This is a genomic window from Pectobacterium polaris, from assembly GCF_002307355.1.
In the GTDB taxonomy this organism is placed as follows: Bacteria; Pseudomonadota; Gammaproteobacteria; order Enterobacterales; family Enterobacteriaceae; genus Pectobacterium; species Pectobacterium polare.
Map to the genome: position 1 here is coordinate 3,752,292 of NZ_CP017481.1, position 14,729 is coordinate 3,767,020.

12 protein-coding genes are annotated in these 14,729 nt (G+C 54.0%); 5 read left to right on the forward strand and 7 right to left on the reverse strand.

Features of this window, described 5'->3' with window-relative positions; all coding sequences use genetic code 11:
• Positions 1-259 precede the first annotated feature (259 nt).
• Positions 260-1,285, forward strand: a complete 1,026-nt coding sequence (locus BJJ97_RS16855; protein ID WP_095994700.1) for a methyltransferase — start codon at positions 260-262, stop codon at positions 1,283-1,285.
• A 92-nt stretch (positions 1,286-1,377) separates the two neighbouring features.
• Here BJJ97_RS16855 and BJJ97_RS16860 read toward each other — a convergent pair whose 3' ends face one another.
• Positions 1,378-2,001 (reverse strand): helix-turn-helix transcriptional regulator, encoded by a 624-nt coding sequence (locus BJJ97_RS16860; RefSeq protein ID WP_095994701.1) that lies wholly within the window; start codon positions 1,999-2,001, stop codon positions 1,378-1,380.
• 315 nt (positions 2,002-2,316) lie between these two features.
• Here BJJ97_RS16860 and BJJ97_RS16865 point away from each other — a divergent pair, with 315 nt between their 5' ends.
• From BJJ97_RS16865 to BJJ97_RS16875, 3 genes are read left to right on the forward strand one after another with little or no spacing between them, the layout of a single operon-like run.
• The gene (locus tag BJJ97_RS16865) at positions 2,317-3,291 is read left to right on the forward strand and encodes a threo-3-hydroxy-L-aspartate ammonia-lyase (protein ID WP_095994702.1); all 975 of its coding nucleotides are present in this window, start codon (positions 2,317-2,319) and stop codon (positions 3,289-3,291) included.
• Between the two features lie 10 nt (positions 3,292-3,301).
• Positions 3,302-4,240 (forward strand): ornithine cyclodeaminase family protein, encoded by a 939-nt coding sequence (locus BJJ97_RS16870; protein WP_095994703.1) that lies wholly within the window; start codon positions 3,302-3,304, stop codon positions 4,238-4,240.
• Entirely contained in the window at positions 4,240-5,382 is a 1,143-nt protein-coding gene (locus BJJ97_RS16875; RefSeq protein WP_095994704.1) for a DSD1 family PLP-dependent enzyme, read from the forward strand. Before BJJ97_RS16870 ends, BJJ97_RS16875 begins: the two co-directional genes overlap by 1 nt.
• A 103-nt stretch (positions 5,383-5,485) precedes the next feature.
• Here BJJ97_RS16875 and BJJ97_RS16880 read toward each other — a convergent pair whose 3' ends face one another.
• Both BJJ97_RS16880 and BJJ97_RS16885 read right to left on the reverse strand, forming a co-directional pair.
• Complete coding sequence (locus BJJ97_RS16880; protein WP_095994705.1) at positions 5,486-5,962, reverse strand: OsmC family protein; 477 nt, start codon at positions 5,960-5,962, stop codon at positions 5,486-5,488.
• Between the two features lie 45 nt (positions 5,963-6,007).
• Positions 6,008-6,568 carry a MarR family winged helix-turn-helix transcriptional regulator gene (locus BJJ97_RS16885; RefSeq protein WP_095994706.1) on the reverse strand — a complete coding sequence of 187 codons (561 nt, stop codon included), beginning with the start codon at positions 6,566-6,568 and terminating at the stop codon, positions 6,008-6,010.
• A gap of 62 nt (positions 6,569-6,630) precedes the next feature.
• On the opposite strand from BJJ97_RS16885, the gene BJJ97_RS16890 reads away from it, so the two are divergent.
• Entirely contained in the window at positions 6,631-7,503 is an 873-nt protein-coding gene (locus BJJ97_RS16890; protein ID WP_095994707.1) for an EamA family transporter, read from the forward strand.
• A 101-nt stretch (positions 7,504-7,604) separates the two neighbouring features.
• Here BJJ97_RS16890 and narI read toward each other — a convergent pair whose 3' ends face one another.
• Genes narI through BJJ97_RS16910 form a run of 4 tightly spaced genes read right to left on the reverse strand, consistent with a single transcriptional unit; the run spans position 7,605 to position 14,347 of the window.
• Entirely contained in the window at positions 7,605-8,294 is a 690-nt protein-coding gene (narI, locus tag BJJ97_RS16895; protein ID WP_095699626.1) for a respiratory nitrate reductase subunit gamma, read from the reverse strand.
• The gene (gene narJ / locus BJJ97_RS16900; protein WP_039480771.1) at positions 8,294-9,013 is read right to left on the reverse strand and encodes a nitrate reductase molybdenum cofactor assembly chaperone; all 720 of its coding nucleotides are present in this window, start codon (positions 9,011-9,013) and stop codon (positions 8,294-8,296) included. Before narJ ends, narI begins: the two co-directional genes overlap by 1 nt.
• On the reverse strand, positions 9,006-10,586 hold the full coding sequence (gene narH, locus BJJ97_RS16905; RefSeq protein ID WP_095994708.1) for a nitrate reductase subunit beta: 1,581 nt from the start codon (positions 10,584-10,586) through the stop codon (positions 9,006-9,008). The genes narJ and narH overlap by 8 nt, the downstream gene beginning before the upstream one ends.
• Entirely contained in the window at positions 10,586-14,347 is a 3,762-nt protein-coding gene (locus BJJ97_RS16910; protein WP_095994709.1) for a nitrate reductase subunit alpha, read from the reverse strand. Before BJJ97_RS16910 ends, narH begins: the two co-directional genes overlap by 1 nt.
• Positions 14,348-14,729 lie beyond the last annotated feature (382 nt).

The window sequence follows — 14,729 nt, forward strand, 5'->3', positions numbered from 1 at the left end:
ATTTATCGAAACAAACCCAGAACCAATCTATAAAAAAACCAATTACCCATAATTGTATTTTTTATAAAACAGAATAATTAGCACTCTATATTCAGAGGGTGGAATAGGATGGTGCGCACAAGCCCATAATAAAAAATTCCGACTATACTGGTGATGATACTGATTAATTCGTGAAAAAACTCCAACTGTAAATTCCGAGATGTAGTTAATCACTGTAACTCTAAAATCAATATAATATTATTATAGAGGAAATATTAGTATGAAAACTATTAGTGCTGGTCATACGGAAAACGAAGCGGCTGCAATGTATTTATTAGAACAGGCGTTGGGTTATACCTATCAGGCATCGCTACGCGCAGCGGCACTTCTGGGTGTTGCCGACCATCTCAAAGCAGGACCACAAACCATTGAGGCACTCAGTAAAACATTACGCGTAGATGCTCAAAACTTGCACCGAATTCTACGCTTACTTGCTACGCGGGATATATTTACTGAATTAGAACCGGGCAAATTCGCGCTCACGCCACCAGCCGAATGCCTATGTGCTTCCGCAAAACATCCTCTGCGTGACGCCGTGCTTATGTTGACTGATGAAACCTTCTGGCGTCCTTTGGGTGAACTGGTGGAAAACGTGCGGGGTCATTCCAGTTTTAGACAGATTTACGATATGTCATTCTTTGAGTATTGGTCGAAGGATCATTCCCAAGGTTATGATTTTCATTCCGGTATGTCATCAATGTCGGAATTTGAAAATTTATTTCTAGTGCGTAGTTATGACTTCCCCGAAGGGGCCACAGTAGTTGATGTCGCAGGAGGAATGGGTGGGTTATTATTACAAGTTTTACAAGCCAACCCGACACTACACGGTATTCTATTCGATCAGCCGCATGTGTTATCCCGGCACCGTCTTGGTGAGCTAACCGATGATTCTCGCTGGCAATTGCAGCCAGGTAGTTTCTTTGAATCCTGCCCAGCAGCAGATATTTATTTACTGAAATACATTATGCATGACTGGCCGGACGAAAAAGCCTCGATTATCCTGAATAATTGTCGCAAGGCCATGCGCCCAGGCGGAAAAGTATTGGTGATGGACCCGGTTCCTCCAGAAGGAAATATCCAGCATTTCGGCAAAGAAATGGATATTTTATTGCTGTCGAGCTTTGACGGTGGCAGAGAGCGTACCGAACGCGAACTAAAAAACCTGTTTGCCAGCGCGGGTCTTAAAATTAATCGCATTATTGAAACTGGCAGCTTAATCTCGATTGTTGAAGCCGTTGCCGTTTAATTATCACTACACCTGAAAGAAGTCCTAGTGGCTTCTTTCATCAACGTGCAGATAACTTAGCGTATTAAAGTCATCACATTAAGCACAACACCCTATTCCTTCGCATACAAATACACCGAAGCCCGCGATACCCCCAAGTGCTGGGCGATAGTTTCCATCGATTTTTTGACTTCCAGCAGGCCGTTGTCTTTCAGTTCCTGAAGCAGGATTTTTCTGTCCTGTGCTTTTAGCGCTCGTGGCGTGGTGGCAAGTCGGGCGGCAAAGTGATCGATGTGTTGTCTGATCGCCGCCGCGCCGTTTGGCTCCAAATGTTCCGTTACGGAGTCCGACGCGAGCTGGGTGAACTGCGCCAGCGCATTTTGCATGCCGCGAAATAGCGTCATGTCGACGTTCAGGCACAGCGCCGCGACGTATTCGCCTTCCGCATTTTTGATGCCGACTGAGGTGCTTTTTACTGGACGCCCGTCAGCAAACTGGTTGGCGTAATTCGCCAGAATGTTAGGAAATTCGGGCGAAGCGATGCGGGCAAGGCCCAGTTCCGTCGCAGGGGCACCGACCTCCCTGCCGGAGAGGTTATTGTGAATGGAAAGTATCGCGTGTTCTGGTTTTTTCAGATCGTGCACAACCACTTCACAGAATGGCGCGAACGTTTCGCTTAACCCTTTGGCTATCGCATCTAACTGCGTCAGCAGCAGACCTTCTCCAGATGCAGACATATTCCCCTCCCATTCCTCTACCCATGCGCAATACCCATGCTTGCGCAAGCGCGTTTTCTGGCGCTGAGTTTACTGTAAGTACACCTGATTTAGTACCACACGCGCTGCCGTCAGCGGTCGCTCATGGTTCCGTGACACGTACTCGTTCCGACTTGTTTCAGCAGTACGAGATGTATTTCACGTAAGCCGATAACCTAAAGATAAATCATGTTAGACAATTTATCTAATTTTATATATTTTGTTTATCAGGTATTCGACAATATCGGGGCCAACGGCCTCCGGTATTCATAACCACTAACATCGGATTATCCAACTATGAGCGACTTACGCCTCCCCACTTTCGACGATGTGGTAGCCGCAGCAGAACGCATTGATGGCTATGCCAATAAAACGCCGGTGATGACATCGCGCACGGTCAATGACCTGTTCGGCGCAGAGGTTTTCTTCAAGTGTGAAAACTTCCAGCGTACAGGCGCATTTAAGTTTCGCGGTGCCATGAATGCCTTATTACAATTCACTGACGCGCAAAAGGCGGCTGGCGTAGTCACCTTCTCTTCCGGTAATCATGCACAGGCGATTGCACTCGCCGCCAAATTGCTCGGCATTCCGGCAACCATTGTGATGCCGCACGATGCCCCTGCGATCAAGATCGCCGCAACACGGGGCTACGGTGGCAACGTGGTGCAATATAATCGCTACACTGAAGATCGCGAGCAGATCGGTAACGATCTGGCGCAAAAGCATGGTCTGACGCTCATTCCCCCTTTCGACCATCCGCATGTTATTGCCGGACAAGGCACCGCAACGAAAGAGTTGTTGGAAGAGACAGGCGAATTGGATGCCTTATTCGTCTGCGTAGGTGGTGGGGGCCTGCTGGCGGGATCTTCGCTTTCTGCTCGTCAGCTGTCTCCACACTGCAAAATTTATGGCGTCGAACCTCTCGCAGGCAACGATGGGCAGCAATCGCTTCGCAGCGGCCATATCGTGCATATCGATACACCGCAAACCATCGCCGATGGCGCACAAATCCAGCATCTGGGTCAGTACCCCTTCGCTCTGATTCGCCAGAACGTCGACGATATTCTGACCGTGACGGATGACGACCTGATTGACGCGATGCGGTTTTACGCCGAACGCATGAAGATCGTCGTGGAGCCAACGGGGTGCCTCAGCTTTGCGGCGGCACGCAATCTCAGTGAATCACTACGCGGCAAACGCATCGGCATTATTATCAGCGGCGGGAACGTCGATATCAGCCGCTACGGCGCATTTCTGACCGGCAATACCTAAGGAAAAAACGATGATCTTTATTTCTGAAACAGAATCCGCGGCACTCATCAGCCATGAGTTGGCTTATGACGCCGTTCGTGAAGCCCTGCTCGCTGCCAGCAAACCGGAAGCACACAATTTTCCGGTGGTGCATGGGCAAGGTTCCGATCCGGTCAACATATTCAGCATCAAGGCCTCAGCAACCCATGAACTCGCGGGACTAAAAGTCGGTTCATTCTGGCCAGGAAACCCCGCTAACGGGCTACCCCGCCATAATTCCCTCATTCTGCTGTTCGATCAGCAAATCGGGCAAATAGCGGTCGCGATTGAAGGCGGAAAGGTGAACGCCTTTCGTACCGCCGCCGCCAACGCTGTTGCTGCTGATTTGCTGGCAAGACCCGATGCCTCGGTTCTCGCCGTGTTCGGAACCGGTCATCAGGCCCGCTATGAGTGCGCCGCATTGGCAAGAATACGGCCAATTCGTACCCTGCTGATTGTCGGGCGCGATAGCAGCAAATCCGCAGAGATGGCGCAAGAATTCAAGGCAGCCGGACTGGATGCGCAAGTCAGCGATGCCGAAAGCGCGTGTCGCGCGGCGGATATCATCGTGACCGCAACGCCATCACGCACGCCGCTTTTTAACGCCGAATGGGTTAACGCGGGAACGCACGTTGTCAGCATGGGATCGGATGCCGTCGGCAAGCAGGAACTGCCGTCAGAGCTGTTTACCGCAGGCCGCCTGTTTTGCGATCTGCCTTCCCAATCGCGAATCATTGGTGACTTCCAACATGCGCCGGCCAATGTGACGCTGACCGCCATTGGCGACGTGATTAGCGCAAGCGCAGCAGGACGACAAACGCCGGACGATATCACCGTGTTTGACAGCTCCGGCTTGTCCATTCAGGACTTATATATCGGCCAACGCATTCTTGACGCCTGGCAGCAGGCTAAACGAAGTGAAGGTGCATAATGAACAATATTGAATGGCTTAATGCGCTGGAAACGCCCTTTTTGCTGATTGATGAGTTCCGCTTTCAACGCAATATCGACAGGCTGTATCAGCGTACGGAAAAATTAGGCAGCCAAATCCGGCCGCATCTCAAAACGCTACGCTCGATTGAGGCTGGTCGCTATCTGCTCAAAGACGCGGCATCACCCGCGACGGTTTCGACGCTGGCAGAAGCGGAAGCCTTTGCCACCGCGGGTTATACCAACCTGCTCTATGCCGTGGGGATCGCCCCGCACAAGCTGCCGCGTATCGCCAACTTAATTCGCAAAGGCGTGAATATTCATATTCTGCTGGATAGCCCTGAGCAGGCACGCGCGGTGACTGATTATGCACGTGCCAATAATGTGACGTTTTCGGTCTTTATTGAGATCGACTGTGACGGGCATCGCGGCGGCATCCCACCGGAAAGCGACGCACTACTTGAGCTGGCACAGCAGATCGACGGCAACGGCGCGACGCTCACCGGCCTGCTGGCGCACGCGGGAGAATCTTACGCCTGCCGTACGGACGAGGCGATCAGAGCAGCGGCACGCGCCGAGTGTAAAGCCATCAATACCGCCGGACAGCGTGTACGAGCGCTGGGAATTGCCTGCCCTGTGCTCAGCGTCGGTGCTACGCCGACGGCGCACTTTGCCGAGGATTTAACGGGGATTACCGAAGTCAGAGCGGGCGTTTTCACCACGTTCGATCTGGTGATGAAAAACGTCGGGGTCTGTTCGCTGGATGATATCGCGCTGTCGGTCGTCAGCACTGTGATCGGGCATAATCGCGAAAAAGGCTGGGTGTTTATCGATGCAGGGTGGATGGCGCTCTCCCGCGATCGCGGTACTGCATCTCAGGCAAAAGATTACGGTTACGGGCTGGTGTGTGATCTCTACGGCAGCCCTTACAACGACCTCTGCGTGACGATCACCAATCAGGAACACGGCATTATCGCACTACCCGCCGACAGTGGACTTTCAATCGACAATTTCCCCGTCGGCACACGGCTGCGGATATTGCCTAACCACGCCTGCGCCACGGCTGCGATGCATCAGCACTATCAGGTTTTGAAATCGCACAGGAATGAGCAGGAAACCTGGCAGCGCATTACCGGCTGGTGATGCTCGGCTGGCCGTAATTGGTCACACCGCCCGATCTGAACGCGTCGGGCGGTACTTTTCGCGTGACTCGCGATGATATCGGCACGTCGTCACCCTATTCAGTTTAGCCCTTCGTTCCCAACGTCGGCTCGCAGTTCACCGGGAAATTCACCGAATGAGCGATATAGCAGGCATCATGCGCCAATTCGTGCAACGTGGCATATTCCTCGGCAGTAGGCTGTTTTTCGCCGCTGAATGTCACCTGTGGGCGCAACGTGACGTCCAGCATCGCCATTTTTCCTGCTGCATTCACGCCCATCGTTCCCACCGCCTGATCCTGATAGTCATCGACACAGAAGCGCTTTTTGGCCGCAATGGAAAGAAACCACAGCATATGACAGCTGGACAGCGAGGCCACCAGCGCCTCTTCAGGATCGACCGCATCTTCCAGCGAAAAAGGCAGCGGCACGACATGAGGTGATGACGAGGCGCGCAGCGTAATACCACCGTCAAACTGCCACTGATGCAGTCGACTATAGCGGTTATCAATAAAATCTTGCCCATTGCGCTGCCAGCAGATTGACGCACGGTATTCAGACATGCCCAGTTCCTTTTGTAATAACGTATTGAGGTTTCGTCCGGCGAATTACTTTGTCTCTAACGACTTCGTCTCTTTAGGCGTAGCACGCCCGGCGTGACTCTCCAGCCCTCGAAGTAGCGCTGCAAGATTAGCATCAAGAGAAGCCAGCACATCGGCAGGCAACACCGATAGCACCTGACGTTCATTCTCGATGTGTGCCTCAACCGCGCGGTTAATCAGCTCAAGCCCCGTGCCGGTGAGCTGCACGAGCATACTGCGCGCATCCTGTTCGTTCTGCACACGTTCGATAAATCCTCGAGTTTCAAGGCGCTTGAGCCGGTGAGTCATGGTGCCTGACGTCACCATCAGCGCAGAGAACAGTTCCGTCGGGCTAAGGCAATGTGGCGCACCTGCACGCCGCAGCGTAGCCAGCATGTCAAACTCCCAACTGCTCAGTTCAAATCGGGAGAAACAGGCTTCCAGACGCAGTTCGATGAACGCGGCACATCGTCTGAGACGTCCAATCGGCCCCATGGGGCTGGCATCCAGATCGGGCCGTTCGCGCCGCCACTGTTCAAGGATGGCATCTACCGCATCATATTCGTGTTCGCTGGTTTGATTTTTCATTTATCTTGACTTCAAGGTAATTAATCAACACTATCATGATATCTTGAATTGAAGGTAAAGTCATGAACACTGCATCCTCACCACACTATTGGCGTGACGTCATACTCACGGCGCTGGCTCCCGCGATTTGGGGGTCGACCTACATCGTGACATCAGAAATCCTGCCACCAGATCGCCCCTTTACGGCGGCGCTTATCCGCGTGCTGCCTGCGGGTCTGCTGCTGCTCTTATTCACGCGCCGCTTCCCCGCTCGGCAAGACTGGTGGCGGGTGCTCGTGCTCAGCGCCCTGAATATCGGCGTCTTTCAGGCGCTGCTGTTCGTCGCGGCTTATCGCTTGCCTGGCGGACTCGCAGCAGTCCTTGGCGCGATCCAACCGCTGCTGGTGATGGTGTTGGTCTGGGCAGTGGATCATCGAGCACCCAGACTGGCGACGCTGTGGTCGGCGATCATCGGTGTGGCGGGCATGGCTATTTTGCTGCTGTCGCCGCAGACGACATTTGAGCCCGTGGGCGTTGCCGCCGCGCTGCTGGGGGCGGTATGTATGGCTACTGGAGTCTGGTTAACACGTCGCTGGCAACTTGATTTGCCCGTGCTGCCGCTTACTGGCTGGCAGCTCTTCCTCGGCGGATTGATGCTGGCACCTGTTGCGTGGATCGCTGATGCGCCGCTGCCTGCTTTAACCCTGTCACAGTGGGCTGCCTATTCCTATCTCTGTCTTGCGGGTGCTGTGCTCGCTTATGGGCTTTGGTTTCGTGGCGTATCCCGCCTGCCGACGGTTGCCGTTGCATCATTGGGGTTGCTGAGCCCGCTGACCGCCGTGGTGCTAGGCTGGGCGTTGCTTTCACAGTCGATAACCGGTACGGCGTTTCTGGGTTTGACGATCGTTCTGGCGAGTGCCTTCGCCGTGCAATGGACGACGGCGCGAGGTAAGTAATCAACGAAGAGCTGCTGATGACGAGCGTTGTTGGCGGGGAAAGATGAGAGGGAAGACATTAAAACGGCGGCGTTATGATAACGCCGCCGTTTTTATCATACTTAGCGACGGTTACGTACTAACTGGTAGCGACGCGTCAGGTACTCGACCGGTGCGCTCCAGATGTGAACCAGACGGCAGAACGGGAACAGAACAAACAGCGTCAGCCCCAGCACGATGTGCAGTTTGAAGATCAGCGCAACACCCACCAGATGTGCAGATCCTCCCCCCTGGAAATACGCCACGCTCTGCGCCCAACCGACCAGCTTCTGCATTTCACTGCCGTCCATATGCTGTGCAGAGAACGGAATGGTCAGCAGCCCTAAACCAGCCTGAATCACCAGCAAAGACAGAATGAGAATGTCGCCAACGCTGGAGGTGGCACGAATGCGCGGGTTGGTCAGACGGCGCTTTAACAGCAGCACGCCACCGACAAACGTCAGCAGACCTGCCGCACCACCGCCGAACATCGCCATTTTCTGTTTTACATCCATTGGCAGGAAGGCTTCGTACATCCAGTGCGGCGTCAGCATACCGAGGAAGTGCCCGGCAAAGACGCCCAGAATCCCAAGATGGAACAGGTTAGACGCCAGACGCATCCCTTTCTTATCCAGCATTTGGCTCGAACCGGCACGCCAGCTGTACTGGCCGTAGTCATAGCGCAACCAGCTGCCAATCAGGAAAATAGCCATCGCCAGATAGGGATAGATGTCAAAAAAGAACACATTAAAATAGTTCGTGATTGCACTCATTAGCGTTGCCCTCCCGCCGATGTCGCGTCAAGATTCAGATATTGCGGCACCACCGCGCCAGCGAAGCGGCGTTGGTGTTGCGTTTGTTGGGCCGATGCGCAGCCTTCTTCGCCGAGGAACTTAACCTGTTCCTCTTCCCATACGGCATCCAGCGCCTGCGGCGTGTCGTCGCGCGCTTCGTCAGCGACCTGATGTGTGACATCGTCACTTTTCAGGTCACTGCCGGACAACGCCAACAGCAGATCAAACAGCGCGGCATAGCTGCTGTCTCGCTGCTGCAAACGCGCGCCAATCAACGCCAGAATCGGCGCGATGTCGAGCAAACCCGCGCGACTCTGCGCGGGCTCCAGACGAGAAAGGTACTCAAGATACAGCGGCAGGTAGTCCGGCAACTCACGGCAATCCAGTGCCAGACCGGCATCCTGATATTGCTGCATGAGATCGACCATCGCCTGACCACGGTCACGAGACTCACCGTGAACGTGTTCGAACAGCAGCAGCGAGGTTGCCCGACCGCGGTCAAACAGGCCGCTATACTCCGCCTGTTTGTCCAACAGATCCTGCGCGCACAACGTGTTGATGAACTGCATGAGCTGATTGCTCTCACGCAGCGGTAAAGCATCAGTTTGCTCGACCGCTTCGATCAACTCAGCTCGGTTTTCCCACAGCTCGCTATCGGGATAGTCCAGCAGGCGGGCAATAATCCGCAGGCTAATCATGATTCGTCTCCCGCATGATTTTGCTGTTCATGTCGCGCGTTTTGTTGCTGACATCAATGGCATCAATACGCTTGCTGTTGAACAGGTTGAATTTGGTATCGCTACCGTGGCAACCATCGCCAAAGCTGAAACCACAGCCTTTGCTTTCTGGGAAGGCTTCACGCGCCAGCTCACGATGGCTTGATGGAATCACGAAACGGTCTTCGTAGTTCGCAATCGCCAGATAGCGGTACATTTCCTGCGCCTGCGCTTCCGTCAGCCCAACCTGCTCCAGCGCGCTGGTATCGATTTTGCCTTCTACGGTTTCTGCACGTTTGTAGTGACGCATCGCCAACATACGTTTCAGCGCCAGCAATACGGGCTCGGTATCGCCTGCGGTCAGCAGGTTCGCCAGATATTGCACTGGAATACGCAGGCTTTCGACGTCCGGCAATACGCCGGTGTGCGCCAATTGACCTGCATCCGCGGCAGACTGAATCGGTGACAACGGCGGCACGTACCACACCATCGGCAGCGTGCGGTATTCTGGGTGCAACGGCAGCGCCAGCTTCCAATCCATCGCCATTTTGTATACCGGCGACTGCTGTGCCGCTTCAATGACGCTGTTTGGAATGCCATCTTTCAGCGCTTGCTCGATGACTTTTGGGTCGTGCGGGTCAAGGAACACATCCAGTTGGCTCTGGTACAGATCTTTCTCGTTTTCCACAGAGGCCGCTTGCTCGATGCGGTCGGCATCATAGAGCAGCACGCCCAGATAGCGGATACGTCCGACGCAGGTTTCTGAGCAGAGCGTCGGTTGACCACTTTCTATACGCGGGTAGCAGAAAATACATTTTTCTGATTTGCCGCTCTTCCAGTTGAAGTAGATTTTCTTGTACGGGCAACCGGTCAAGCACATACGCCAGCCGCGGCATTTATCCTGATCGATCAGGACGATACCGTCTTCGCCGCGTTTGTAGATCGCGCCGCTCGGACAGGTCGCCACACACGCCGGGTTCAGGCAGTGTTCGCACAGACGCGGCAGATACATCATGAACGTGTTTTCGAACTGGCCGTACATCTCTTTCTGCATTTCGTTGAAATGGACAGGATCGAAGTTCTTATCCTTGGAGCGTTTGCTGAATTCGCCGCCCAGATCGTCTTCCCAGTTCGGGCCGTTCTCGATTTTCTTCATCCGCTGACCGGTAATCAGCGAGCGCGGACGGGCGACAGGCTGATGCTTGCCTTCCGGCGCTTTACGCAGGTTCTGATAGTCGTAGTCGAACGGCTCATAGTAGTCGTCGATTTCCGGCACATCCGGGTTAGCGAAGATTTTGGACAACACGCTGATGCGGTTACCCATACGCGGTTCGAGCTTGCCGCTGATTTTACGGATCCAGCCGCCCTTCCATTTTTCCTGATCTTCCCAGGCATGGGGATAGCCCACGCCCGGTTTGGTTTCGACGTTGTTGAACCAGGCGTATTCCATCCCTTCACGGCTGGTCCAGACGTTTTTACAGCTGACGGAGCAGGTGTGACAGCCGATGCATTTATCCAGATTCAGCACCATGCCCACTTGTGAACGAATTTTCATCAGGCTTTCTCCTGCTGTACCGCTTTTTGTACATAGTCCTGACCTTCATCATCCAGCCAGTCGATGCGTTTCATTTTACGAACTACGACGAACTCATCGCGGTTTGACCCAACGGTGCCGTAGTAGTTAAAGCCATAAGCCAGTTGGGCATAGCCGCCGATCATATGGGTCGGTTTCGGCGTGATACGCGTTACTGAGTTGTGAATACCGCCGCGCTGCTGAGTAATTTCCGATCCCGGCAGGTTAATAATGCGTTCCTGCGCGTGGTACATCATGGTCATTCCCGCTGGCACACGCTGACTGACAACCGCACGCGCCGTCAGTGCGCCGTTGGCGTTGAACGCTTCTATCCAGTCGTTATCCTCAATACCCAAATCGCGTGCATCGTCTTCGCTCAGCCAGATAATCGGGCCACCGCGACCCAGCGTCAGCATCAACAGGTTGTCGCTGTACGTGGAGTGAATGCCCCATTTCTGGTGCGGCGTCAGGAAGTTCAACGCTTTTTCCGGGTTGCCGTTAGGTTTCTGATTCATCACCGGTGCAGCAGCACGGGTATCGACTGGCGGACGGTAGACCAGCAGGCTTTCACCGAAGGCGCGCATCCACTCATGGTCTTGATACAGCTGTTGGCGACCGGACAGCGTACGCCACGGAATCAGCTCATGAACGTTGGTATAACAGGCGTTATAGGAAACGTGTTCGTCTTCCAAACCAGACCAGGTCGGGCTGGAGATAATCTTGCGCGGCTGCGCCTGAATATCACGGAAGCGAATTTTCTCGTCTTCTTTATTCAGTGCCAGATGCGCGTGGTCACGACCGGTGAATTTGCTCAGTGCTTCCCACGCTTTCACGGCTACCTGACCATTGGTTTCCGGGGCCAGAGACAGAATCACTTCTGCCGCATCGATCGCCGTTTCAATCTTCGGACGACCCGCCGCCGCGCCTTCAGTCTTGGTGTAGTTCAGCTTTTTCAGGAAATCGACTTCGGTCTGCGTGTTCCAACCGATGCCTTTACCACCGTTGCCCAGCTTGTCCATCAACGGACCGAGCGAGGTGAAACGTTCGTACAGATTCGGGTAATCGCGCTCCACCATCATCAGGTGCGGTGCAGTTTTGCCCGGAATCAGATCGCATTCGCCTTTTTTCCAGTCATCCACGCCGAACGGCTGCGCCATTTCTGCCGGGGAGTCGTGTTGAATTGGCAAGGTAACCAGATCGGTTTCCTGGCCAAGGTGTCCCTGACAGACGCGGGAGAAGGCTTTCGCGATGCCTTTGTAGATTTCCCAGTCGCTTTTGGAATCCCATGCCGGATCGACAGCCGCAGACAACGGGTGAATAAACGGATGCATATCCGAGGTATTCATGTCGTCTTTTTCGTACCAGGTTGCCGTTGGCAGAACGATGTCAGAGTACAGGCAGGTGCTGGACATACGGAAATCAAGCGTCACCACCAGATCCAGTTTGCCTTCAACGCCTTGATCGTGCCATTCCACTTCTTCAGGCTTCACGCTGCCCGCCGTGCCCAGATCTTGCCCTTGAATGCCGTGCTCCGTACCCAGCAGGTACTTCAGCATGTATTCGTGGCCTTTACCGGAGGAACCCAGCAGGTTAGAACGCCAGATGAACAGGTTGCGCGGGTAATTTTGCGGACTATCCGGCTGTTCAGCGGCAAATTTGATGTCGCCTGATTTCAACGCAGCAACGGTATATTCCTGCGGCGTGACACCGGCGGCACGCGCTTTTTCTGCGATATCCAGCGGGTTAACGTTCAGCTGTGGTGCAGACGGCAGCCAGCCCATACGCTCGGCGCGCACGTTGAAGTCAATCATGCTGCCGGTAAAGCGGGATTTATCTGCCAGTGGTGACAGCAGTTCCTGCGGCGCGACGGTTTCATAACGCCACTGGCTAGAGTGGTTATAGAAGAACGACGTACTGTTCATGTGACGAGGCGGACGCTGCCAGTCCAGACCAAACGCCAGTGGCGTCCAACCGGTTTGCGGACGCAGTTTTTCTTGTCCGACGTAGTGCGCCCAACCGCCACCGCTCTGACCGACACAGCCGCAGAAAATCAGCATGTTGATGATGCCGCGGTAGTTCATGTCCATGTGGTACCAGTGGTTGATACCGGCACCAACGATGATCATGGAACGACCGTGCGTTTTATCGGCGTTATCCGCGAATTCACGTGCAATGCGGATGATGTTCTGGCGAGAAACGCCAGTAATCTCTTCGGCCCAGGCTGGGCTGTACGCTTTCACATCGTCGTAATCACGCGCACAGTTGTCGTCACCCAGACCGCGATCCAAGCCGTAGTTCGCCATTGTCAGGTCATACACGCAGGCAACCAGCGCTTCGCTACCGTCAGCCAGCGTCAGGCGCTTAACTGGCAGTTTGTGCAGCAAGATTTCTTCCAGCGCAACATTGTTGAAATGTTCGCTGACCGCGCCGCCAAAATACGGGAAGCCGACATCAACTACATCGTCGTGCGACCCCAGCAGGCTCAAGCGCAGCTTCACTTCTTCGCCGCTCACGCCGTCGCGCTGTTCCAGGTTCCATTTGCCCTGATCGCCCCAACGGTAGCCGATCGACCCTTGTGGAGCCGTCAGATTGCCGCTTTCATCGTCAATCGCGATGGTTTTCCACTGCGGGTTGTTGTCTTGGCCGAGGTTGTCCACCAGATCGGAAGCACGCAGCATACGACCCGCTGCGTAGTAACCGTCTTCACGTGGTTCCAGCAGCACCAGCATCGGTAAGTCCGTGTATTGACGAACATACTCGCTGAAATACTGGCTCGGTTTGTCGAGGTGGAACTCTTTCAGAATAACGTGGCCCATTGCCAGCGCCATCGCGCTGTCGGTACCTTGTTTCGGGTTCAGCCAGTGGTCGCACAGCTTGGCGATTTCAGCGTAGTCCGGTGTGACCGCCACGGTTTTAGTGCCTTTGTAGCGAACTTCCGTAAAGAAGTGGGCATCCGGCGTACGGGTTTGCGGAACGTTAGAGCCCCAGGCAATGATGTAAGAGGAGTTATACCAGTCGGCAGACTCCGGTACGTCAGTCTGCTCACCCCAGGTCATCGGTGACGCTGGTGGCAAGTCACAGTACCAGTCATAGAAGCTCAGGCACACGCCGCCGAGCAGAGAAAGGTAACGGGCACCCGCTGCGTAGGACACCATCGACATCGCAGGAATCGGTGAGAAACCGATCACGCGGTCTGGACCGAAGGTCTTGGTGGTGTAAACGTTAGAGGCAGCGATCAGTTCGTTAACTTCATTCCAGTCAGAACGAACGAAACCGCCACGACCACGAATTTGCTTGTAGTATTTGGTCTTCTCGGGGTCGTTGACGATGGATGCCCAGGCATCAACCGGATCGCTGTGCGCCAGTTTCGCTTCACGCCACAGTTTCAGCAGGCGCTTACGCATCATCGGGTATTTCAGGCGGTTAGCGCTGTAGAGATACCAGGAATAGCTGGCACCGCGCGGGCAGCCGCGAGGTTCATGGTTAGGCAGGTCCGGGCGGGTACGCGGATAGTCAGTCTGCTGCGTTTCCCACGTCACCAGACCGTTTTTCACATAAATCTTCCAGCTACATGAACCGGTACAGTTTACCCCGTGGGTAGAACGTACGATTTTGTCATGCTGCCAGCGACTGCGATAGCCGTCTTCCCAGTCACGATTGGTATTGAGGGTCTGGCCATGACCATCAGAAAACGGTTCGGCCAGTTGTTTGAAGTAACGTAACCGGTCAAGGAATTTGCTCATCCGGACTCTCCTGCTGCGAAGCCTGCTGGCCCCTGTCGTTATGAAATGCTCGTAGCAGACATCTGTTTTTGCTTACGACACATCGCTCAAGTTGGCGCTAGGGTATCCAGCAACCGCGTTGTCAAACTTGATAACGATCAAGAGTGTCACCCTGTGAAAAACGGAGTATATCGCCAACTACCACCAAAGAATTATTACAGGAAAAACACATAATTAATTGATTTTAAAAGATAAAAATAAAACCATTCGTTTTGTGCTTATACTGAATTCATACACACGACTATTTAGAGGTAGTAGTCGGAAGGCGACGAAAAATCGTACAGATTCAGTAAAGGGGGTAGCTGGATGCAGTGCAAAAAAAACGCCTCCCCGAAAGGGATGG